Genomic DNA, 22,243 nt, shown 5'->3' on the forward strand with positions numbered 1-22,243 from the left:
CCGTCCAAGAAAGGAAGCACTGCCCATGCACGATTGCGCGGCAGCCCCCCTGTCGGAGGCACAACGCCTGTCCTCGCTGCACGCGCTGGGCGTGCTGGACAGTGAGCCGGAGGAGATCTTCGACGCCATCGTGCAGATGGCTGCGGGCGCCTGCGGCACGCCCATCGCCTTGTTGACCCTGATCGACGTGCAGCGGCAGTGGGTCAAGGCACAGGTCGGAATGCCCGGGATCACGGAAACCGCCAGGGATGCGTCCTTGTGCAACCACGCGGTGCTGAGCGACCGGCTGCTGCTGGTGCCCGACGCGGCGGCGGACCTGCGCTTCGGGGACAAGCCGAGCGTGCGCGGCCCGCCGTATGTGCGCTTCTATGCGGGCGCGCCGCTGGTGCTGGCCGATGGGGCGCGCGTCGGCGCGCTGTGTGTCGTGGACCGCAGTCCGCGCCAGCTGGACCCGGTGCAGATCGACGCGCTGCAATCCCTGGCGCGCATCGCCACGCAGGCGCTGGAGATGCGCGGCGCGCTGTTGCGCGAGCAGGCGCGCTCGGCCGACGCCGTGCCGCGCCAGGCGGCCGCGCGCGCGCAGGCGTTGGCCGAACGCGGGCTGTGCGCCGATGCGCCGGTCGACGACCAGCTGGCCTATGCGCTGCTGCACCGCGCGGGCGACAGCACGGGCGGGCGCGCGCGTGCGGAAGAAGCCTTGCGCACCAGCCAGCAGTTCCTTTCCCAGGCCGGCCATGTCGCGGGCATCGGCGGATGGGCGCTGGACCTGGGCACAGAGCGCCTCACCTGGTCCGAGCAGACGCGCCGGATCCACGAGGTGGACGACGCCTTCGTGCCCACCGTCGACCATGCGATCGACTTCTATGCCCCCGAGTCGCGGGCGGCCATCCGCGAGGCCATCGACGCCGGCATGCGCGCCGCGCACCCCTGGGATCTGGAGTTGCGCCTGGTCACGGCCAAGGGCCGCGCCATCTGGGTCCGGGCGGTTGGCGAGGTCGTGTGCGAGGACGGCCAGCCCGTGCGCATGCTGGGCGCCTTCCAGGACGTGACCGAACGCAAGGGCCTGGAGCAGCTGGTGGCGCGCCAGGGCGCCACGCTGCGCGCGGTGGTCGAGGCCGTGCCGGCCAATGTCTCGGTCGTCGACCGCCACGGCGTCCTGCAGTTCGCCAATGGCAATTTCGAGCGGTGGTGCGGCGCACCCCGCACCGAGATCCTGGGCCGGCCGCTGGCCGACGTGCTGGGCCGTGTGGAGTACGAGCGCAGCCTGCCCTGGTTCGAACGCGTGGCCGCGGGCGAGACCGTGAGCTTCGAGACGGAATGCGTCGGCCGCCGCGACAGCGCGCCATGGGCTGTCACCTACATCCCGCTGTGGAACGAGCCGGGCCGCACGGACGGCTTCGTCCAGGTTGCCCATGCCGTGCGCCAGCACCGGATCGAGGCCGGCCGGCCGATGCCTGCGAGCCAGCGCGATCCGCTGACAGGCCTGTTGAACCGTGCCGGCCTCGTCGCCTACATGGAGCGCCAGATGGCCGAGAACGGCGGCGCCACGCTGGCGGTGCTGTGCATCGAACTGGCGCCGCCGGCCCCGGGCCTGGCGCGCCATGGGCCGGCCGTGCGCGACCGGCTGCTGCAGCTGTTCGCGCAGCGGCTGGGTGGCCTGGTGCGGCCCAGGGACGCGGTCGCCCGCCTGGGCCGCAGCACCTTCGCCGTCGTGCTGGCCGGCATCGCGGATGCGTTGCATGCGGGCGCAGTCGCCGACAAGGTCAGCGCTGCGGCGCAAGACCCTTTCGAAATCGAATCGCTGCGGGTGGCGAGTGCCGCGCGCGTCGGGGTGGCCTGGGGCCTGAAGCCGGGCCAGCCCTGGACTTCGCTGCTGACCCGGGCGGATGCCCTGCTGCACGGCGCGCTGGGCCGTTGAAGGATCGGCGCCCCACACAGGGGGCGCGGCGGGCGGATCGCGGGGCGTGGCCCGCGGTTTACCTGTCAGGTTTGCCAGTCAAGGGGGGCGGTCATGCCATGCGCCTTCTCTAAGATCGGCGCCGACATGAACAAGGGGGCGACGTGGCCGATGAAGAGGGCGAAGGGCAGGGAGCCGCAGCGAACGGCGAAGACGCTTTGCTGGACGTGCTGCGCCGAATCGAGCGCGCGAACTTTCCGTTCCGCGTCGGCACGCCGGCGCTGGTGGCGGAGGTCGAGGCACTGCTGCGCGCCGGCCTGGTCGAAGGCGGCATCGGCCGGTCGCCAGTCGACGCCGGGAAGATCGCGGTGGTGCGCAGGATCTCGGCCCTCGGGCGGGCCCGGCTGGCGCTGACGCGCGACTCCGCACGCGGCGCCCTGGAGTGGTAGGCGGCGGCGCCGCTCTGCCAGGCGTTGTCGATTCGGAGTCCTGTCGTTCGTCGAGGGGGTACGGGGCGCCCGGGGCAGTGGCGCCACCGATCAATCCAACAGGAGTGAAGACATGTCCTACATCGATGGTTTCGTGATCGCCGTTCCCACCGCCAACAAACAGAAGTTCATCGCGCACGCCCGCCAGCTCGACCCGCTCTTCATCGAGCTCGGCGCCATCCGCGTGATCGAGGGATGGGGCGACGATGTGCCTGACGGCAAGCTCACCGACTTCCGCCGCGCCGTCCAGGCCACGGCCGAAGAGACGGTGGCGTTCTCGTGGGTCGAGTGGCCGGACAAGGCCACGCGCGACGCCGGCATGAAGAAGATGATGGAAGACCCGCGCATGGACCCGTCCGCACCGGGCAACCCGCCCATGCCGTTCGACGGCAAACGCATGATCTTCGGCGGCTTCGAGCAGGTGGTCGAAGTCAAGGCGTGAGGCTGGTGCGGCACGGCCCCGCGCGCCTGCTTGGCGACTTCTCGGCATCCGGGGCCACCGAATGTGGCGGGACTGTGGCGGCCCGCGCGCTGTCCGCGTGCCGCCCGCGTTCCGCCTGCGCCGCCCCGTGTCCGGCGCCGCCGCGCGCGCCGCGACTAGACGCTGGCGACCAGGCGGTAACCGTCCGCAGCACGCCGCCTGGCGATGCCGCCGAAGGCCTGGTCGACCGCTTCGGCATCGGCCAGTGCGCGGCAACCGTTCTCAGCGGATGATGGACACGAGCACGCTGCAGTGCGCGTGCTCGATCAGCGCGCCGGAAATGGCGCCCTGCCACCAGCGCGCGGCCCAGTTCTCCAGGTGCTTGTGGCCGACCACGATGAGGTCGGCGTCGATGTCTCGGGCGCGGCGCGTGATCTCGGTCACCGAGTCGCCCGTGACCACCTCGCCACTCACGTTGTGGCCGGCGGCGCGCAGCCGCGCGAGGCCGGCGTCGAGCACGGACTGGTGGCGTCCGCGCTCGCGCTCCTCGGCCACCTGGTCGTAGACCCCCACCTCCAGGCCGATGGAGCCGACGTGCAGGGGCATCACGGCGACCAGGGTCAGGGCCGCACCGCTGAGGTGGGCCAGGTCGCCGCAGTCGAGCAAGGCCTTCTGGCCGGCTTCGGAACCGTCGTAGGCGAGCAGGATGCGCTTGTACATGGCGGAACTCCCTGGGTTGTGGTGCGCGCAGTCTAGGCAAGCGCCGCACTGCCGTCGAATCCGGGAATGCCCTTGTCACGCAGGAATGTGTGGAGGCATGTAGGCTTGGTCCTGCACACACGGCAGGCCGGCGCCCACGAAGGCAGCGGCCGGCCGGCCACGTGCAGCCCGTGGGAGGCACCCTATGGTCTGCACTTCGCTGTGCGAAGCCAGCACAAGAACCTACGAGAACGAGGCCTTGCATGACCCTTTCATCTCGTCCTGCCGACCTGTCCGGCGTGCCGCCGGAACGCCAGGACCTGCTGCAGCGCCTCGCTGCGGTGCGCGCCCATTCGCTGGCCCTGGCCGCGCCATTGTCGCCCGAGGACCAGTGCGTGCAGTCCATGCCGGACGCCAGCCCGACCAAGTGGCATCTCGCGCACACCAGCTGGTTCTTCGAGGCCGTGGTGCTGCAACCGCTGTGGCCGGGCTATGCGGTGTTCGATCCGCGCTTCTTCTACCTGTTCAACTCTTACTACGAAGCGCTGGGCCCCCGCCATCCGCGGACGCAGCGCGGCCTGCTCACCCGGCCTGCGGCCGCGGAAGTGCTGGCCTACCGCCGCCATGTGGATGCGGCGCTCGAGCGCTTCGCCGGCATGGCCGATCCGCAGGCGTGGGCCGCGGCGGGGCCGCTGCTGGAACTGGGCTTGCAGCACGAACAGCAGCACCAGGAACTGCTGCTCACCGACGTGCTGCACGCACTCTCGTGCAACCCGCTGCTGCCGGCCTATGCGCCGGCCGAGGCGGCGCCGCTGCGCCTGGTGCGCGAGCAGCCCGAGCCGCTGCGCTGGCTGCCCCGGCCCGAGGCCATCGTCGAGGTCGGCCATGGCGGCCAAGGCTTCGCCTTCGACAACGAAGGCCCGCGGCACCGCCGGCTGCTGCCGGCCTACGAGATCGCCGAGCGGCTGGTCAACTGCGGCGACTACCTGCGCTTCATCGAAGACGGTGGTTACCGCCGCGCCGGCCTGTGGCTGTCCGACGGCTGGGCCCAGGTCCAGGCACTGGGCTGGCAGGCGCCGGCGTATTGGCTGGCGCCCGGCGATCCGCGTGCGCCTTCTGACGACTGGCAGGTGTTCGGCCTGGCTGGCGTGCAGCCGCTGGACCCCGCCGCGCCCGTGATGCAACTGAGCTTCTACGAGGCCGCAGCCTATGCCGAATGGGCCGGTGCCCGGCTGCCGACCGAGTTCGAATGGGAGGCGGCGCACGGCGCGCCCGCGCTGCGCGACATGGCCGGCAAGGTCTGGCAATGGACGCGCTCGTCCTACGAGCCCTACCCGGGCTTCAGGCCGCTGGCGGGGGCCGTCGGCGAATACAACGGCAAGTTCATGGTCGGCCAGATCGTGCTGCGCGGATCGAGCCTGGCCACGCCGCCCGGCCATGCGCGGCCGAGCTACCGCAACTTTTTTCCACCGCACGCGCGTTGGCAGTTCTCCGGACTGCGGCTGGCGCGCGATCCACAACCTTCCACGCAAGCCAGCCAGGAGATCCGCGAATGAGTTTTGTCATGCAACCCCACCTGCGTGTGGTGGACAGCGCGCCCGAGCGCGACTTCCGCGCGGACATGCACGCCGCGCTCGCCGCGCCCCAGCGCAGCATCTCGCCCAAGTACTTCTACGACGCGCGGGGCTCGCAGCTGTTCGACGCGATCTGCGAGTTGCGTGAGTACTACCCCACGCGCACCGAGCTGTCCCTGTTGCGCGGCCATGCCGCCGAGATCGCGGCGCTGGCCGGGCGCGAGGCCGAAGTGGTGGAGTTCGGTGCCGGCTCGCTGCGCAAGGTGCGGCTGCTGCTGGACGCGCTGGAGAACCCGGCCAGCTACGTGCCCATCGACATCTCGGGCGAGCACCTGGCGCAGGCCGCCGCGCAGTTGCGCAGCGACTATCCCGGCCTGGCCGTGCACCCCGTGGCGGCCGACTACACGCAGCCGCTGCAGCTGCCCGCGGGCACCCGCAAGTCCGGCATGCGCCTGGGCTTCTTCCCGGGGTCGACCATCGGCAACTTCGACCCCGAGCAGGCGCTGCGTTTCCTGCGCATGGCCGCGCGCGTGCTGCGCGGTGGCGCGCTGCTGCTGGGCGCCGACCTGGTCAAGGATCCGGCCGTGCTGCACGCCGCCTACAACGACGAGGCCGGCGTCACGGCCGCGTTCAACCTGAACCTGCTGGCGCGGGCCAACCGCGAGCTCGGCACGGACTTCGACCTGGACGGCTTCGCGCACGGCGCCTTCTACAACAGCCCGCAGCGGCGCATCGAGATGCACCTGGTGAGCCGCCGCGCACAGCGCGTGCAGCTGGACGGCCAGACCTACCTGTTCGAGGATGGCGAGACGCTGCACACCGAGAACTCGCACAAGTTCAGCGTCGACAGCCTGCGCGCGCTGGCGGCCGAGGCCGGCTTCACCGCGGGCCCGGTGTGGACCGACCCGAACCGTCTGTTCAGCCTGCACTGGCTGGCCGCTCCGGCATGATGGTCCTCTTTGAGAGGAAAGCACCATGAAAGCAATATGGAACGGCAAGGTCGTCGCCGAGAGCGACGACCTGGTGCTGGTCGAGGGCAACCAGTACTTCCCGATGGAGGCGCTGGACCGCCAGTACGTCACCTACAGCAACCACAAGAGCACTTGCCCCTGGAAGGGCCAGGCCAGCTACTTCTCCCTGCTGGTCGATGGCGAATTGAACCAGGACGCGGCCTGGTATTACGCCGATCCCAAGCCCGCGGCCGAAGAAATCAAGAACCGAGTGGCCTTCTGGAAGGGCGTGAAGGTCGAGCCCTGACTGGGCGCACGGCACGGCGGCGGCGGCCGGCGCGCCGTGATGCGGCTCAGCGCGCCGCGCCCTGCCGCAACGTCGCCAGGCCGATGCCGGCCGCGTCGAAGCCGCCGTCCACGGCCAGCAGCTGGCCGTTGACGTAGCTGGCCGCCGGGCTGCACAGGAAGCCCACGGCTTCGGCGATCTCCTCGGGCGTGCCGTAGCGCTCCAGCGGAATCACGTCGTGGTAGTCCTTGCGGATCGCCGGGCTGTGCACCTGCTTGGCCATCTCGGTGTCCACCGGGCCGGGCGCCACGCAGTTCACACGGATGCCCTGGGTACCCAGTTCGGTGGCCTGCTGCTTCGTCAAATGGATCAACGCGGCCTTGCTGGTGCCGTAGGCCACGCGCAGCGTGCTGGCGCGCAGGCCCGAGATCGAGGCGATGTTGACGATGGCGCCGCCGCCGGCCGCCAGCATGTGCGGCACGCAGGCCTGGCTGCACAGGAAGGGGCCGTCCAGGTTCACGGCCAGCACGCGGCGCCAGTCCGCGTAACCCGTCTCCGCGATGGGCTTGAAGATGGCGATGCCGGCGTTGTTGACCAGCGCGTCGATGCGGCCGAAGGCGGCGGCCACGCGGTCGACCGCGGCCTGCACCTGGGCCGGGTCGGACACGTCGCAGGGCAGGCCCAGCACGGATTCGGGGGCGGCCAGGTCGGCGACGGTGCGCTGCAGCGCATCGGCCTCGATGTCCAGCAGCGCCACGCGCTGGCCGCGCGCGAGGAACCAGCGCGCCACGGCCAGGCCGATGCCGCGGGCGCCGCCCGTGACGATGGCCACAGGGGCGGTGGTGGGTGAAGAGTTGTTCATGGTGTGTCTCGGAATGTGGGTGGCCGCGCTTATACCCCGACCCGCCCCGATGACCATAGAATGAGAACAACTCGCAACAACAGAACATGCACGCACCTGCTGTCACCCGTTCGCATCTCCTGGCGCGGATCGCCGCCGCTGTCCTGGGCGGCTATGCCTTCTCCTGGGGCATGGTTGCGCTGGGCATGGCCGGCCTGTTCGCGCTGGACATGCCTTTCCACGACGCCGAGCACCTGACGGCCATGCTGGCCATGCTGGTCTACCTGGTGGTGTTCCTGTGGGCCTTCGCAGCGCGCAGCCTGCCGCGCGTGTGGCTGGTGCTGGCCGGAGGCGGGGCGCTCATGGCGGGCGCGGCCTCGCTGCTGCAAACCGCGCTGCTGCGCTGAAAGGGCTGAGGATGTTCCCGAATTTCCGCCTCACCATGGCCTGGCTGCACACCTGGTTCGGCCTGGTGCTGGGCTTCGTGCTGATGGTGGTCTTCTTCTTCGGCGCGCTGTCGGTGTTCGACCGCGAGATCGACCGCTGGGCCATCCCGTCCTCGCGCTTCGCGCCGCAGCCCATGCCGTCCTACGACCGGATGCTGCGGCCGATCTTCGAGACCATGCAGCCGACGGCGGAGAGCGTGGAGCTCATGCGGGACCGCGTGGACGGCCCCATGCCGGCGCGCTTCGACACCGTGCAACGCCTGGGCGCCTACACCACGCACCGCGACCCGGTGCTGGGCATCTTCGCGGGCTTCGAAGTGCCCAACGCCAAGGACCCGGAGGAGCTGATCTGGGCCCTGCGCACCATCGACCCGCGCAGCGGCGCCGCGCTGCCGGACGACCGGCTCAAGATCGGCAGCCAATTCTTCTATCCGCTGCACTACAGCCTGACCCTGAACTGGATGAGCCTCGGCACCTGGATCGTTGGCTTCGCAGCGCTGATGATGCTGGCCGCGCTGGTCAGCGGCGTGGTGATGCACCGCAAGGTCTTCCGCGAGTTCTTCACCTTCCGGCCGAAGAAGGCCACGCAGCGCAGCGCGCTGGACCTGCACAACATGACGGGCGTGGTGGCCTTGCCCTTCCACTTCTTCTTCGCGTTCACGGGCCTCGTGATCTTCGCCGGCATCTACTTCCCGGTCGGCCACACCCAGCTGAACCCGCTGCACGAACTGCACGAGAAGCTCGAGGCCGAGGAGACCGGCCTGCCGCACAAGCGCGCGGGTGTGGCCGCGCCGCTGGCCTCGGTGGACGCCATGGTGGCCGAGGCCCAGCGCCGCTGGCACGACAAGGGCATGGCCGGCGAGGTCGGCTTCGTGGCGCTGCAGCACGTGGGTGACGCGAATGGCTATGTCAGCGTCTACCGCGCCGGCACCGACCGCATCGCGCTGGTCGGCGAGGGCATCCACTTCAAGGCCGCCACGGGCGAGCTGCTGCGCGAGGACCCGCCGCAAAGCGCGGTCGACAGCGTCAACGAATTCCTGACCGGCCTGCACCTGCAGCACTTCCGCCACTGGCTGCTGCGCTGGTTCTACGTGCTGGGTGGTCTGGCCGGCTGCGTCTGCATCGCCACCGGCTTCGTGTTCTTCGTCGAGAAGCGCAAGAAGCAGCATGCGCGGCAGGGCAGCCAGGGCGTGCGCCTGGTCGACGCGCTGGCCGTGGGCACGGTGACGGGCATGCTGCTGGCCGCGCTGGGCATGCTCATCGCCAACCGCCTGCTGCCCGACACCCTGCCGGCCGGCTGGCCCGGCCGCGGTGACCTGGAGCGCTATGCCTTCTGGGCCACCTGGGCCCTCGCGCTCGTGCATGGGCTGTGGCGCAGCGCGCCCGTGGCGCAGGGGCGCTCCAACCCGGCTTGGCGCGAGCAGTGCATGGCGGTGGCCGTGCTCGCCGTGCTGGCCGTGGCGCTGAACTGGCTGACCACGGGCGACCACCTGCTCAAGACACTGGGCGCGGGCTACTGGCCGGTGGCCGGGGTCGACCTGTTCCTGCTGGCCGGCGCGGCCATCGCCGCGCTGGCGGCCCGCCGGCTGCGCCGCGGGGCGGCGGGGCAGCCGGCCGGCAATGGCCTGGCACGGGAGACGGCCCATGCGTGATGCCCTGATGCTGGGCGCCGCCGTGCTGGCCGCACTGGCCGGCATGGGCTGGCTGGCCCTGGCCATGGACGTGCACTGGGAGCAGGCCTGCGGCGCGGCCGCACAGCCGCCGGCGCGCGCGCGGCTGCTGCGGGTGCTGGGCATGCTGGCGCTGGCGGCATCGCTCGGGCTGTGCCTGGCGGTGGACCATGCCTCGATGGCCGCGCTGGTCTGGGTCATGTCCCTGGCCGCGGCCGCGCTGGCCGTGGCCATGGCGCTGAGCTGGCGGCCGCATTGGCTGCGCCTGTTGGTGCCCGGCGCGCCCAGGGCCTGAACACGGTGGCACCATACGCACCTTGGGCCCGGCGCGGGCCCGTCTGGACTGCCGCATGACCACGCCCTCGTTCGTTCCCCCGCTGACCCCGCCCGACCAGGTGCTCGCCACCGTGCACCGCCAGGGCTATGCCGTGCTGGCAGCGGCCACCGTGGGCGCGCTGGCGGGCTGCGCGCCCAAGGCGCTGCGCGCGCTGGAACCGTCCTGGTCCGACCTGCCACCCGACGCCTACCTCAAGGACGGCGGCCGCTACCGGCGCCGCCGCCATGCCAGTTGCATCGCCGAGGCCGGCCAGCTGCAGGCCGTGCCGCACCGCGCCCATTGGCAGCCCGTGGCCTACAACGCGCTGCACGGCGGCATGGAGCGCTGGTTCGAACCCATGCTGGCGGCCGACCTGGCACTGCCGGCGTGGCAGCAGCTCGTGCTCGGCCTGGCCGGCCTGTGCAGCCGCCTGCGCGGCGACGCCCAGGCGCGCTGGTACGTGGAGGCACACCAGTTCCGCATCGACACCACCGACGGCATCGGCCGGCCCACGCCCGAGGGGGCGCACCGTGACGGCGTGGACTTCGTCGCGGTGGTGCTGGTGGGCCGCCACGGCATCAAGGGCGGCGAGACGCGCGTGTTCGAGGCCCAGGGCCCGAACGGCCAGCGCTTCACGCTGACCGAACCGTGGTCGCTGCTGTTCCTGGACGACGCGCGCGTGATCCACGAATCCACGCCGATCCAGCCGCTGGATGCGGGCGGGCACCGCGACACGCTGGTGCTGACCTTCCGCGCCAACGGCTTCCAGGACGCCTGAGCGCGCCGGCACCGGCAGGCCGTCGGCGCGGTTGCAGCCGGCGCGTGCTCAGTCCTCCGGCGCGCCCGGCAGCAGCCGCATGCCGAGGCGCCGCGTCAGCACCTCGTAGGAGATGGGACGCTGCACGCGCGCATCGGCGCTGTTGTCCAGCCAGTGGGCCCAGGCCCGGTTGCTGCTCGCGTCGTAGACCAGCTTGAACATCGCATCGGGCACCCAGACCTGCCCAGGCCCCAGCCGCGCGGGCCGCGGGCCGTACACCGGGCCCGTGATGACGTAGACATCGCCGCGGGCGCGGCGGACGTACTGGCGCGTGTCCTGCTCGATGCGGTTCCAGGGCCCCTGGTTGGCGGCAGGCACCTGCGGCACCATGTTGGCCAGCGAGAAGCTTTGCGCGAACCCCCTGGCCTGCGTCATGTCGCCCGCCGGCACCACATGGCCGCGGTCCATGCGCTGGCCACCGGCCAGCGTGGCGCGGTAGTCCTGCAGCGTGGCGCGCTCGGCACGCGGCAGCCGGGCCTCCTCGTAGAAGGGGTTGCGGCCCCGCTTGCGCCGGGTCGCGTCTTCGAAGTCGTGGCGGTTGAGCCGCTCCACGGCATAGACCGGCGTCTTGCTCGTGGCCGAGTAGAGGATGGCGAAGCCGTCGAAGCACAGCGGCCGCGTGGCATGCGCGAAGCCCTGCGGCAGCTGCGGCACATGGCGCTGCACGAACAGCGCCAGGCAGCCGTCGAAGGCGGCCTGGGCGGGCAGGCTGCTCAGGGCCAGTCCGACCGTGGCCAGGCCAATGCGCAGCGACTGCTTCACAGCGTGCATCCGAAGGCGGCGCCCAACGCACCGAGGCCGGCGGCGCAGGCGGTCAAGGCCTTGGTATCGCGTGGGTTGCCACGTGCGCGGTCGCGCCAGGCGGCGTGCAGCAGGACGAGGGCGACGAGCCCGGTCAGGGCGGTGTAGGCGTTCATGGCAATCGTGAGACAAAAGAAAGGAGCAGGGGCGCGCCCGCGGGCGGCTCCGTGCCTGGGAGGTTTCGTCGGAAAAAATGCGCGCCGACCCGTGGGCTGGCGCGCGGCGCGTCACGTCGCCGGTGGCGGCGCGCGGGCGCGGTAGGCCGCCAGGGCCGGGCTTGCGGCACGGCCGGGCGTGGGCGAGGCGGGCTGCGCCTGTAGGTCTGGCGGCTGCGGGATGGGCGCGCCGGTGCCGGCGAGCATGTCGTCGGCAGACGCCGTGGCCGGGCGCTGCGCGCGCGGGGCTTCGACCCTTGCGCCGGCATGTGCGTGCCGGGCGGTCTCGTCACGCCACTGCGTCGCCAGGGTCTCGCCCTGCGGCGCCGGCGCCGCGGGGCCGTGCAGGCTGCCGAGCAGCAATTGCAGCAGCAGCCAGAGGCCCAGCGTGGTGCGGGCAGTGTTCATCGGCCGGCCTGCCACGGGCGGCGGTGCGACATCGGTGGCAGGATCAGGAACTCCGGCGGAACATGGCGGGCGCGATGGTAGGTGCGGTGGCCCCGCGCCCGCCCAATTCCCCTGGAACATCCCCCGGATGGAGGACGCGCCGCATCGCAGGCCTGCGACGCCGAACCGGCGCGCGGGGTACAAGGGGCGCGCCCCGTCCCGGTGGGGCCAGTCCACGGTTGCGGGAGAACAGCATGCAAGTCGGAACGTTGGTGCGCCGGGCCCTGGATGCGGCGCAGCACCTCGACGGTGCGGCACCGCCCTGGCAGGAGGTGCTGGAGGGCTTGGGCGAGCTGACGGGGGCCGATTCGGCCACCTACACGGCGTTCGACGGCGCAGGCAGCCTGCTGGCCTTCGAGATCCGCGGCGGGGATGCCGCGGCCCAGCGCGACTACGTCGACCACTACCACCCGCACGACATCATGGCCCCGGTGGCGCGCGGCGCCCCCGCCGGCGCCTGGCTCGACAGCGCGCAGTTCTATTCGCCGGCCAGCCTGCAGCGCAACATGTTCTATGCCGACTTCATGTGCAAGCACCGCCTGCACCAGATGCTGGCCTTCATGACCGAGGTCTCGCCCGAGCGGCTCAGCGCGGTCTGCGTGCAGCGCAGCCGGGTGGACGGACGCATCGCCGACGCACTGGCGGCCGAGCCCATGCGCGCGTTGACGCAGGCCGTGGCCCAGGCGATCGGGCGCGGGCGGGCGCGCACCGGCCAGGCCCTGGCCGCCGTGGAGGCTGCGCTGGCCTCGTTCGGCGAAGCCGTGCTGCTGGTGGCGCGCTCGGGCACGCTGGTGCATGCGCCCGGGCCGGCCGCGCAGGCCTGGTTCGCCCGGGCTGGCGCGCTGGTGCCGCGCGGCGGGCGCCTGCAGCACCGCGAACCTGCGGTGCACGCCAGCTGGCTGGCCGCGCTGCAGCGTGCCGCTGCCGGCCAGGCGCAGGCGCTGGCGCTGCCGGCCGGCCATGGCGCGGCGCACCGGCTCGCGCTGGCCGCCGCGCCGGCAGCCTTGTGCGGCGGCGAGGCCCTGGTCCTCGTGCGCATCGCGCCGGACCGCCAGCGCCGGCCGCTGCAGGCCGAGCAGCTGCGCCTGGCCTTCGGGCTCACCGCGGCCGAGGCCGGTGTGCTGGCTGCGCTGGCCGAAGGCGTGACGCCGGCCGAGCATGCGGCAAGACAGGGCGTGGCGATCAGCACCGTGCGCACGCAGATCGCCGTGCTGATGGCCAAGATGGGCTGCTCGCGCCAGGTCGACCTGGTGCGCAAGGCCTGCGCGCTGGGCTGAGCTTCAGCGCTCGGCGGGCGGCATGGCGCCGTCCTCGGCCACCGCCCGCGCTTCCATGCCCAGCGGCAGCAGCTGGATGGTGGTGGACAGCCCGGGCACCTCGCGCATGAGCGCCGCCTCGATCTCGTCGCGCAAGGCCGCGGCACGGGCCAGGCGCCAGTCGCCGGGCACATGCAGGTGCAGGTCGGCGAAGCGGCGGTGGCCGGCGCCGCGCGTGGCCACATGGTCGATGCGGACGGCAGCACCTTCGCGCGCCGCGAAGCCGTCCAGCAGGGCCGCGATGCGGTCCGCGGTTTCGGGTTCGAGGGCGCTGTCCATGAGGCCTTGCGAGGATTTCCAGACCAGGTGCCCGCCTTCGCGCAGGATGTTCAGCGCCACAGCGATGCCGAGCACCGGGTCCAGCCAGTGCCAGCCCGTGAGCGCCACCGCCACCAGGCCGACGACGACGCCGGCCGAGGTCCAAACATCGGTCATCAGGTGCCGCGCATCGGCCTCCAGGGCCATCGAGCGTGCCGCGCGCGCACCGCGGAACAGTGCCCAGGCCAGCGCGCCGTTCAGCGCCGAACTCAGCACCGACAGGGCCAGCCCGATGTCCAGCTGCGCCAGCGGCTGCGGCTCGCGCAGCCGCAGCACCGAGGCCCAGACGATGGCCACGGCCGCGCCCATCACCAGCAGCCCTTCGAAGCCGGCCGAGAAGTACTCGGCCTTGTGGTGCCCATAGGGATGGCCGGCGTCGGCCGGGCGCTGCGCGATGCCCACCATCCAGAGCGCGAACAGCGCCCCGGCCAGGTTCACGAAGGACTCCATCGCATCGGACAACAGGCCGATGGAACCTGTCAGCGCCCAGGCCAGCGTCTTGAGCGCGATGGTGACGAGCGCGACGCCGGCCGAGATCTTGAGCAGCGTCTGCGGGGTGGGGCTGGCGGGCATGAGCGTGCGCTGTGGCTGGCCGCGCCTTCAGCCGCGCCCGTACAGCCGGGTCAGCGTGGCGAGCTGCTCGGCATGCCCCGGCCGCACCATGTCCCAGCCGAAGCGCCAGGCCCAGTGGCCTTCGCCCTCGCCGGGCAGGTTCATACGGTGCTCGGTGGCCAGGCCCAACACGTCCTGCAGCGGCGCGATGGCCGTGTCGGCCACGCTGGCCCAGGCCAGGCGGATCAGCGCCCAATGGACCACGGGCGTCAGCTGCTCGGGCTCCTGGCCCATGTAGGCCGCGGCCTGGACGCGCTCGGCCGCGCTGGCCGTGGCCCACCAGCCGCGCGTGGTGTCGTTGTCGTGCGTGCCGGTGTAGACCACCGTCGCGGCCTCGTAGTGGTGGGGCAGGTAGGGGTTCTCGGCCTTGCCGTCGAAGGCGAACTGCAGCACCCGCATGCCGGGCAGGTCGGCGCCGCGGCGCAGCGCGTCAACGTCGGGCGTGATGATGCCGAGGTCCTCCGCGATGATGGGCAGCGGGCCCAGCGCGGCGGCAATGGCCTCGAACAATGCGGCGCCGGGGCCTTCGACCCAGCGGCCGTGGATGGCCGTGGGCTCGCTGGCCGGGATCTCCCAGTGGGCCGCGAAGCCGCGGAAATGGTCGATGCGCACCACGTCCACCAGCGCGAAGGTGTGGCGGATGCGCGCCGTCCACCAGGCATAGCCCTCGGCCGCATGCGCGCTCCAGCGGTACAGCGGATTGCCCCAGCGCTGCCCCGTGGCACTGAAGTAGTCGGGCGGCACGCCAGCCACCACGCTCAGGCGGCCGTCGGGCTGCAGTTCGAACAGGTCCTGCCGGGCCCAGACCTCGGCGCTCTGGGGCGCGATGAAGATGGGCGCGTCGCCGACGATGGCCACGCCCTTGGCGTTGGCGTAGGCCTTGAGCTGGCGCCACTGCACGAAGAACTGCCACTGCACGAAGCGCCAGAACGCGATGCGCGCTGCATGCTGCGCCGCCGCCTCGGCCAGCGCGGCCGGCACACGGCGCGCCAGCGGCGCCGGCCAGTCGGCCCAGTCGCCGCCGGGGTGGGCTTCGCTCAAGGCCATGAAGAGCGCGTAGTCCTCCAGCCAGGCTGCGTGCTCGGCACAGAAGGCCTCGTGCGCGGCGCGCTGCGCGGGGCTGGCGTCGGTGGCGAAGGCCTGGGCCGCCTGCGCGAGCAGGGCCATGCGCCAGGGCACCATGGCCGCGAAGTCGATGCGCAGTGCGTCGAAGGCCGGCGGCCGCGCCAGCGCCCCGGCGGGCAGCCAGCCCTGGTCCGCCAGCGCCGCGAGATCGACCAGCAGCACGTTGCCGGCGAAGGCCGAGGGGCTCATGTAAGGCGAGTTGCCGGGGCCGACGCCGCCGAGCGGCAGGATCTGCCAGAGCTTCTGCCCGGCGGTGGCCAGCCAGTCGACGAAGTGGTAGGCGGCGGGGCCGAGGTCGCCGGCGCCGTGCGGGCCGGGCAGGGAGGTGGGGTGCAGCAGGATGCCGCTGGCGCGGGGCAGTCGCATGGGAGGTTCAATCGATCTTGATGTTGGCGCCTTCTGCCGCAAGCAGGGACAGGCTCAGCGCCGGCAATGCGTAGGCCTGCTCGCCCTGGTCGTACCAGCGCGAATGGCCTTGGGGATGGGTGCTGTCCAGCCAGCAGCGCCACACGCCGGCGGGCAGCAGGAAGTCAGCGTCGGCCTGGCTGCCGTTGACCAGCAGCAGCAGCGGCGCCCTGGCGCGGCCGGGCTTGCCGATCAGGCAGCCCAGCACGCGCTGGCCGGCGTCCTGCCAGGCCGCACCCGTGAGCGCTGTGCCATCGGCTTGCAGCCAGGTCAGGTCGTGCAGGCCCAGCGGATCGGACAGGCCGCTGTACCAATGGCCGCCGAAGGGCAGGGCCTGGCGGCGCAGGGCCAGCACGCGTGCGGTGAATGCGGTGAGGTCCGCATCGGCCCGGCACCAGTCGATCCAGGTGGTGGCGTTGTCCTGGCAATACGGGTTGTTGTTGCCGCCCTGGCTGTGGCCGAGTTCGTCGCCGGCCGCGAGCATGGGCGTGCCCTGGGCGAGCAGCGCGCTGGCCAGCAGCACCCGTTGCAGCTTGGCCCGCAGCGCCAGCACCTGCGGGTCGTCGCTGGGGCCTTCGGCACCGCAGTTGAAGCCCAGGTTGTGGCCGTGGCCATCGCGGTTGTTCTCGCCATTGGCGGCGTTGTGGCGCTGGTCGTAGGCCACGAGGTCGGCGAGCGTGAAGCCGTCGTGCGAGACCACGTAGTTGACCGACTCGCCGGGCACGCGGTTGCGCGGCTGGTACAGGTCGGAGGAGCCGCACAGGCGCAGCGCGAACTCGCCGCGGTCCGGGGCCGGGCGGCCCGCGGCGGCCTGCGTCCAGAAGCCGCGCATGCTGTCGCGGAACTTGTCGTTCCACTCCATCCAGCCGCGCGGAAAGCCACCGACCTGGTAGCCACCCGGGCCGATGTCCCAGGGCTCGGCGACCATCTTGACGCGCGAGAGCACCGGGTCTTGCGCGACGGCCGCGAAGAACGGGCCGCCGCGTTCGAAGCCGTTGTCGCCGCGGCCCAGCACGGGCGCCAGGTCGAAGCGAAAGCCATCGACGTGCATCTGCGTGACCCAGTAGCGCAGGCTGTCCATCACGAGCTGCAGCACGCGCGGCTCGCGGATGTCCAGCGTGTTGCCGCAGCCGGTGTGGTTCTCGTACAAGGCCTTCTGCTCGGGCGGCAGGCGGTAGTACAGCGCGTTGTCCAGCCCGCGGAAAGACAGCGTGGGCCCCGTCTCGTCGGTCTCGGCCGTGTGGTTGTAGACCACGTCCAGCAGCACCTCGATGCCGGCGGCGTGCAGCGCCGCCACCATGGTGCGGAACTCGGTGCGTTGCGCCGCGCCGCCCTGGCTGCTGGCCAGGCGCGGCGACGGGCAGAAGAAACCCAGCGTGTTGTAGCCCCAGTAGTTGGTGAGCCCCATGTGGACGAGGCGCTGCTCGTCGAGCGCGTAGTGCACGGGCAGGAGACTGACGGCCGTGACGCCCAGGCGCTTCAGGTGGGCCATGGAGGCCGGGTGCGCCAGGCCCGCGTAGCTGCCGCGCAGGGCTTCGGGCACGGCGGGGTTGCGGGCGGAGAAGCCCTTGACGTGGACCTCGTAGAGCACGCTGTCCGCCAGCGGCGTGCGCGGCGGCTCGTCGCCGGCCCAGTCGTGGTCGTCGTGCACCACGCGGGCCTTCAGCGCGCAGGCGGCGTTGTCGGCCTGGTCCAGGTGCAGCGGATGGCGCAGGTCGGCGCCGAAGTGCTGGTCGCGCCAGGCGAAGTCGCCGACGATCTCGCGCGCATACGGGTCCAGCAGCAGCTTGAAGGGGTTGAACCGGTGGCCGCGCTCGGGCCGCCAGGGGCCGTGCGCGCGCAGGCCGTAGACCAGGCCCGGCAGGGCGCCGGGCAGGTAGCCGTGCCAGACATCGTTGCTGCGGCCGGGCAGGGCGGTGCGCCCGATCTCGTGCTGGCCCGTCGCGTCGTACAGGCACAGCTCCATGGCCTGGGCGTGCTCGGAGACGATGGCGAAGTTGACCCCCTTGCCGTCGAAATGCGCCCCGAGCGGCCAGGGCTGGCCGGCTTGCAAGGCGTGGGCGTCGGGCGTTTTCATCGCCGGGCCGTCCCTGGATGCAACAACGCCGCCTTGGGCGGCAGCGACCACGCGAAGCGGGAAGCGCGGGACGCGTGTTCGTTCAAGGAGCCCACTCCAGAAACACGGTGGACAGCGGCGGCAGTGTCAGCAGGACCGAATGCGTGCGCCCGTGCGAGGGGATCGGCTCGGTGCCCGCCACACCCCAGGGCGTGCCCGCGTTGCTGCCGCCGTAGTGCACGGAATCGGTGTTGAGCCGTTCATGCCAGCGCCCCGGCCGCGGCACGCCCAGGCGCCAGTCGCGCCGCACCACGGGCGTCAGGTTGCAGACGACAAGCATGGTCTGGCCGTCTTCGCGGCCGTGGCGCACGAAGGCGAAGACGCTGTGCTGCGAATCGTCGGCCTCGATCCATTCGAAGCCGGCGGGCTCGCTGTCCTGCGCGTGCAGGGCCGGGTGGTGGCGCAGCACGCGGTTGAGGTCGCGCACGAGGGTCTGCACGCCCGCGTGCAGGCTGTCGCCGAGCAGGTGCCAATCCAGGCTGGCCTCGTGGTTCCACTCGCGCGCCTGGCCGAACTCGCAGCCCATGAACAGCAGCTTCTTGCCCGGATGGGCCCACATGTAGCCGTACAGCGCGCGCAGGTTGGCGAACTGCTGCCAGCGGTCGCCCGGCATGCGCGTGAGCAGCGAGCCCTTGCCGTGCACCACCTCGTCATGCGAGAAGGGCAGTACGAACTGCTCGCTGTAGGCGTAGACCATGCTGAAGGTCAACTCGTGGTGGTGGTGGCGCCGGTGCACGGGTTCGCGGCCGAAGTAGCGCAGCGTGTCGTTCATCCATCCCATGTTCCACTTGTAGTGAAAGCCCAATCCGCCTGCGAACGTGGGGCGCGAGACGCCCAGGAAGGAGGTCGACTCCTCCGCCACGGTGGTGGCCTCGGGCCGCTCGGCGCCGATCACCTCGTTCATGCGCTTGAGGAAGGCGATGGCCTCTAGGTTCTCGCGGCCGCCGTGGCGGTTGGGAACCCACTCGCCGTCCTTGCGGCTGTAGTCGCGGTAGAGCATGGAGGCCACTGCGTCCACGCGCAGGCCGTCCACGCCATGGCGCTCGAGCCAGTACAGCGCGTTGCCGACCAGGAAGTTGCGCACCTCGGTGCGGCCGAAGTTGTAGATCAGCGTGTTCCAGTCCTGGTGGAAGCCTTCGCGCGGATCGGCATGCTCGTACAGCGCCGTGCCATCGAAGCGGGCCAGGCCGTGCGCGTCGCTCGGGAAATGCGCGGGCACCCAGTCCAGCAGCACGCCGAGGCCCTGCGCATGGGCCTTGGCGACGAAGCGCGTGAAGCCGGCCGCATCGCCGAAACGCGAGGTCGGCGCATACAGCCCGATGGGCTGGTAGCCCCAGGAGCCGTCGAACGGATGCTCGCTGACGGGCAGCAGCTCCAGGTGCGTGAAGCCCATGTCCACGGCATAGGGGATCAGCTCGGCGGCGAGTTCCTCCCAATCGAGCCAGCGGTTGCCCTGCTCGGGCTTGCGGCGCCAGCTGGCCAGGTGCACCTCGTAGATGCTGACGGGCGCGTCGACCGCGTTGGCGGCCTGCCGCGCGGCGCTGGCCGGCACCAGCGCGGGCAGCGTGGCGACCTGGCTGGCGGTCTCGGGCCGCAGCTGCGCGGCCAGCCCATAGGGGTCGGCCTTGAGTGGCAGCAGCTGGCCGTTGGGATCTTCCAGCGCGTACTTGTAGAGCGCGCCGGGCCCCACGCCGGGTACGAAGGCTTCCCACAGGCCGGCGCTGGGCCGGGCCCGCATGGGATGGGCACTGCCGTCCCAGCGATTGAAATCACCGACCACGCTCACGCGCCGCGCATTGGGCGCCCACACCGCGAAGCGCGTGCCGGCCACGCCAGCATGGGTGAAGGCATGCGCGCCCAGCACCTCGTAGGGCCGCAGGTGCGTGCCTTCGGCCAGCAGCCACAGGTCGGTTTCGGAGACCAGGAAATCGTTCTGGGCTGGGCTGGAGGCGGGTGGGGTCATGGCTTGGGTTCGATGCGCCAGATCTGGCGGGCGTATTCCCTGATCGTACGGTCAGACGAAAACACCCCCATGCCGGCCACGTTGGCGATGGCGCGCTGGCACCATGCCGCCGGCTGGCGGTACAGCGCGTCGACCTCGCGCTGCGTCGCCACGTAGCTGGCGTAGTCGGCCAGCAGCATGTAGTGGTCGCCGCCCCACAGCAGCGCATCGACGAGGCCGCGGTAGCGGCCCGGCTCCTCGGGGGAGAACTGGCCACCCGTGATCGCATCCAGCACGGCCTTGAGTTCGGGCTGGCCCTCGTAGTGGCGCATGGGCTGGTAGCCGCTCGCGCGCAGGGCCTGCACCTCGGGCGTCTTCAGGCCGAAGATGAAGATGTTGGCGTCGCCCACGGCCTCGCGGATCTCGATGTTGGCGCCGTCGTCGGTGCCGATGGTCAGCGCGCCGTTGAGCGCGAGCTTCATGTTGCCCGTGCCGGAGGCCTCGGTGCCGGCCGTGGAGATCTGCTCGGACAGGTCGGCGCCGGGCATGATGGTCTCGGCCACCGAGACGCCGTAGTTCGGGATGAACACCAGCTTGAGCAGCTCGCCCACGCGCGGGTCGTTGTTGATCACGCGGCCGGCGTCGTGGATCAGCCGGATGATCTGCTTGGCCATGTGGTAGCTGGATGCGGCCTTGCCCGCGAACAGCACCACGCGCGGCACCCAGCCCTGGCCGTCCGGGCCCTTGGGGTTGGCCAGGATGGCCTGGTAGCGGCCGATCACGTGCAGCACGTTGAGCAGCTGGCGCTTGTACTCGTGGATGCGCTTGACCTGCACGTCGAACAGCGCGTCGGGGTTGACCTGCACGCCAGTGGTGCGGGCGATGAGCGCCGCCAGCCGCGCCTTGTTGGCGCGCTTGACGTCCATGAACTCGGCCCGCACCTCGGCGTTGCCGGCCAGAGGGGCGAGCTTGTGCAGCTCGTCCAGGTCGCGCCGCCAGCCATGGCCGATGTGCCGGTCCAGCAGGCTGGACAGCCCCGGGTTGGCCTGCGACAGCCAGCGCCGCGGCGTGACGCCGTTCGTCATGTTGGTGAAGCGCTCGGGCCACAGCGCGGCGAAGTCCGCGAAGATGGTCTGCACCAGGAGGTCGGAGTGCAGCTTGGACACGCCGTTGACCTTGTGGCTGCCGACGATCGACAGATGCGCCATGCGCACGCGGCGTTCGCCGGCCTCGTCGATCAGCGACAGCCGCGACAGGAAGCCGTTGTCGCCGGGCCGATGCTGGGCCGCGAAGTCCAGGAACTCCTTGTTGATGCGGAAGATGATCTCCAGGTGGCGCGGCAGCACGTGCTGCATCAGGCCCACCGGCCAGGTCTCCAGCGCCTCGGGCATCAGGGTGTGGTTGGTGTAGCTGAAGGTGCGGCGGCAGATGGCCCAGGCCGGTGTCCAGCCCATGCCGTGTTCGTCCACGAGCACGCGCATGAGTTCGGCCACGCCGATGGCCGGGTGCGTGTCGTTCAGGTGGATGGCCACCTGGTCGGCCAGGTTGGACAAGGTGCCGTGCTCGTCCAGGTGGCGCTTGACCATGTCCTGGACGGAGGCGGCGACGAAGAAGTACTCCTGCTTGAGCCGCAGCTCGCGGCCGGCCGGCGTGCTGTCGTTGGGGTAGAGCACCCAGGAGATGTTCTCGTACTCGTTCTTGGCCGTGGCGGCGCGCTGGTAGTCGCCGGTGTTGAAGGCGTTGAGGTCGATGTGCGCCGGCGCCGTGGCCTTCCACAGGCGCAGCGTGCTGACCTTCTTGGTGCCGTGGCCCGGGATCACGAGGTCGTAGGCCTTGGCCGCGACCTCGGCGGCCGGGCGCCAGACGGCCTTGCCCTCCACATGCTCGACCCAACCGCCGAAGCGCACGGGGTAGCTCAGTTCCCAGCGCGGGAACTCCCATGGCGTGCCGTCCTTGAGCCAGGGATCGGGGTGCTCGACCTGGGTGCCGTTCTGGATCTCCTGCGCGAACATGCCGTACTCGTAGCGGATGCCGTAGCCGAAGGAGGGCAGGCCCAGCGAGGCCATGGAATCGAGGAAGCAGGCCGCCAGCCGGCCCAGGCCGCCGTTGCCGAGTGCGGCATCGGGCTCGCGGTCGGCCACTTCCTCCATGGCCTTGGCGTGCGCGCCCAGGGCCTCGGCCGCGCCGTCGTTCTGCCCCAGCGCGGCGAGCGCATTGGAGAGCGTGCGCCCGATCAGGAACTCCATCGACAGGTAGTAGACGCGCCGTGCGCGTGCACCGCGGTCGGCGGCCTGGGTCTGCACCCAGCGCTGCGAGAGCTCGGCGCGGGCGGCCTGCGAGACAGCGTGCATCAGCTCGGTCGAACTGGCGGCGGCTGGGGCCACGCCGACGGTGTGCAGCAAATGCTCTTCGGTGCGGGCAGCGAAGCTGTGGGTGGAAGGGGTTGGGCTCATGGCGTTCCTTTTCTGGTCCCGTACTCGTTGGCGGATGAAGCAAGCGCGAGCTAGCAGGGTCCATGCCAGACAAGCGCCGATTTCTTGCATGGCACGTGGCATGCAGCGCGACTGCGGCTATCCTAGACGCTAGTCTCCACCAACTTGT

General features: G+C 71.4%; 21 protein-coding genes. 11 read left to right on the forward strand and 10 right to left on the reverse strand.

Translation table 11 applies throughout. From position 1 onward, the window contains the following. Window positions 1-25 precede the first annotated feature (25 nt). The 3 genes from DES41_RS12480 to DES41_RS12490 all read left to right on the forward strand — a co-directional run bounded on the left by DES41_RS12480 (window position 26) and on the right by DES41_RS12490 (window position 2,827). A complete protein-coding gene (locus tag DES41_RS12480) occupies window positions 26-1,918 on the forward strand; it encodes a sensor domain-containing diguanylate cyclase (protein WP_170168163.1) in 1,893 nt (630 codons plus the stop codon). Between the two features lie 143 nt (window positions 1,919-2,061). Continuing rightward, window positions 2,062-2,346 (forward strand): hypothetical protein, encoded by a 285-nt coding sequence (locus DES41_RS12485; RefSeq protein WP_114467981.1) that lies wholly within the window; start codon window positions 2,062-2,064, stop codon window positions 2,344-2,346. Window positions 2,347-2,458: 112 nt separating this feature from the next. Further along, window positions 2,459-2,827, forward strand: coding sequence for a DUF1428 domain-containing protein (locus tag DES41_RS12490; protein ID WP_114467982.1), 369 nt, complete (start codon window positions 2,459-2,461; stop codon window positions 2,825-2,827). Between the two features lie 261 nt (window positions 2,828-3,088). Here DES41_RS12490 and DES41_RS12495 read toward each other — a convergent pair whose 3' ends face one another. Then, complete coding sequence (locus tag DES41_RS12495; protein ID WP_114467983.1) at window positions 3,089-3,526, reverse strand: universal stress protein; 438 nt, start codon at window positions 3,524-3,526, stop codon at window positions 3,089-3,091. A gap of 242 nt (window positions 3,527-3,768) precedes the next feature. Between DES41_RS12495 and egtB the strand changes: the two genes are divergently transcribed. From egtB to DES41_RS12510, 3 genes are read left to right on the forward strand one after another with little or no spacing between them, the layout of a single operon-like run. After that, window positions 3,769-5,061 (forward strand): ergothioneine biosynthesis protein EgtB, encoded by a 1,293-nt coding sequence (egtB, locus tag DES41_RS12500; protein WP_114467984.1) that lies wholly within the window; start codon window positions 3,769-3,771, stop codon window positions 5,059-5,061. Window positions 5,062-5,069: 8 nt separating this feature from the next. Continuing rightward, window positions 5,070-6,029: an L-histidine N(alpha)-methyltransferase gene (egtD, locus tag DES41_RS12505; protein WP_114468399.1), complete on the forward strand. Its 960-nt coding sequence runs from the start codon at window positions 5,070-5,072 to the stop codon at window positions 6,027-6,029. A 25-nt stretch (window positions 6,030-6,054) separates the two neighbouring features. Further along, window positions 6,055-6,336, forward strand: coding sequence for a DUF427 domain-containing protein (locus tag DES41_RS12510; RefSeq protein ID WP_114467985.1), 282 nt, complete (start codon window positions 6,055-6,057; stop codon window positions 6,334-6,336). A gap of 46 nt (window positions 6,337-6,382) precedes the next feature. Here the strand turns inward: DES41_RS12510 and DES41_RS12515 are convergent, their stop codons facing one another. Next, window positions 6,383-7,177, reverse strand: coding sequence for an SDR family NAD(P)-dependent oxidoreductase (locus tag DES41_RS12515; protein ID WP_114467986.1), 795 nt, complete (start codon window positions 7,175-7,177; stop codon window positions 6,383-6,385). 86 nt (window positions 7,178-7,263) lie between these two features. Between DES41_RS12515 and DES41_RS12520 the strand changes: the two genes are divergently transcribed. From DES41_RS12520 to DES41_RS12535, 4 genes are read left to right on the forward strand one after another with little or no spacing between them, the layout of a single operon-like run. Next, on the forward strand, window positions 7,264-7,563 hold the full coding sequence (locus DES41_RS12520) for an iron uptake protein (protein WP_114467987.1): 300 nt from the start codon (window positions 7,264-7,266) through the stop codon (window positions 7,561-7,563). A gap of 11 nt (window positions 7,564-7,574) precedes the next feature. Next, entirely contained in the window at window positions 7,575-9,254 is a 1,680-nt protein-coding gene (locus DES41_RS12525; protein ID WP_114467988.1) for a PepSY-associated TM helix domain-containing protein, read from the forward strand. After that, complete coding sequence (locus DES41_RS12530) at window positions 9,247-9,567, forward strand: DUF3325 family protein (RefSeq protein WP_114467989.1); 321 nt, start codon at window positions 9,247-9,249, stop codon at window positions 9,565-9,567. The genes DES41_RS12525 and DES41_RS12530 overlap by 8 nt, the downstream gene beginning before the upstream one ends. Window positions 9,568-9,622: 55 nt before the next feature. Beyond that, window positions 9,623-10,366 (forward strand): 2OG-Fe dioxygenase family protein, encoded by a 744-nt coding sequence (locus tag DES41_RS12535; protein ID WP_114467990.1) that lies wholly within the window; start codon window positions 9,623-9,625, stop codon window positions 10,364-10,366. 48 nt (window positions 10,367-10,414) lie between these two features. Here the strand turns inward: DES41_RS12535 and DES41_RS12540 are convergent, their stop codons facing one another. From DES41_RS12540 to DES41_RS38395, 3 genes are all read right to left on the reverse strand, one after another. After that, entirely contained in the window at window positions 10,415-11,167 is a 753-nt protein-coding gene (locus DES41_RS12540; RefSeq protein WP_245965680.1) for a DNA/RNA non-specific endonuclease, read from the reverse strand. Beyond that, entirely contained in the window at window positions 11,164-11,322 is a 159-nt protein-coding gene (locus tag DES41_RS38390) for a hypothetical protein (RefSeq protein ID WP_170168164.1), read from the reverse strand. Before DES41_RS38390 ends, DES41_RS12540 begins: the two co-directional genes overlap by 4 nt. A gap of 111 nt (window positions 11,323-11,433) precedes the next feature. Beyond that, entirely contained in the window at window positions 11,434-11,769 is a 336-nt protein-coding gene (locus DES41_RS38395; RefSeq protein WP_170168165.1) for a hypothetical protein, read from the reverse strand. Between the two features lie 233 nt (window positions 11,770-12,002). Between DES41_RS38395 and DES41_RS38400 the strand changes: the two genes are divergently transcribed. Next, on the forward strand, window positions 12,003-13,085 hold the full coding sequence (locus tag DES41_RS38400; protein WP_170168166.1) for a helix-turn-helix transcriptional regulator: 1,083 nt from the start codon (window positions 12,003-12,005) through the stop codon (window positions 13,083-13,085). Between the two features lie 3 nt (window positions 13,086-13,088). Here DES41_RS38400 and DES41_RS12550 read toward each other — a convergent pair whose 3' ends face one another. The 5 genes from DES41_RS12550 to DES41_RS12570 form a co-directional block, all read right to left on the reverse strand. Next, window positions 13,089-14,015 carry a cation diffusion facilitator family transporter gene (locus DES41_RS12550; protein ID WP_114467993.1) on the reverse strand — a complete coding sequence of 309 codons (927 nt, stop codon included), beginning with the start codon at window positions 14,013-14,015 and terminating at the stop codon, window positions 13,089-13,091. A 27-nt stretch (window positions 14,016-14,042) separates the two neighbouring features. After that, on the reverse strand, window positions 14,043-15,545 hold the full coding sequence (gene malQ / locus DES41_RS12555) for a 4-alpha-glucanotransferase (RefSeq protein WP_114467994.1): 1,503 nt from the start codon (window positions 15,543-15,545) through the stop codon (window positions 14,043-14,045). 7 nt (window positions 15,546-15,552) lie between these two features. Further along, the gene (gene glgX, locus DES41_RS12560; RefSeq protein ID WP_114467995.1) at window positions 15,553-17,661 is read right to left on the reverse strand and encodes a glycogen debranching protein GlgX; all 2,109 of its coding nucleotides are present in this window, start codon (window positions 17,659-17,661) and stop codon (window positions 15,553-15,555) included. An 82-nt stretch (window positions 17,662-17,743) separates the two neighbouring features. After that, window positions 17,744-19,663 (reverse strand): 1,4-alpha-glucan branching protein GlgB, encoded by a 1,920-nt coding sequence (glgB, locus tag DES41_RS12565; protein ID WP_114467996.1) that lies wholly within the window; start codon window positions 19,661-19,663, stop codon window positions 17,744-17,746. Continuing rightward, window positions 19,660-22,095, reverse strand: a complete 2,436-nt coding sequence (locus DES41_RS12570) for a glycogen/starch/alpha-glucan phosphorylase (protein WP_114467997.1) — start codon at window positions 22,093-22,095, stop codon at window positions 19,660-19,662. Before DES41_RS12570 ends, glgB begins: the two co-directional genes overlap by 4 nt. Between the last annotated feature and the right edge of the window lie 148 nt (window positions 22,096-22,243).

Origin of the sequence: Pseudorhodoferax soli (genome assembly GCF_003337555.1) — a bacterium.
Classification (GTDB): Bacteria; Pseudomonadota; Gammaproteobacteria; order Burkholderiales; family Burkholderiaceae_C; genus Pseudorhodoferax; species Pseudorhodoferax soli.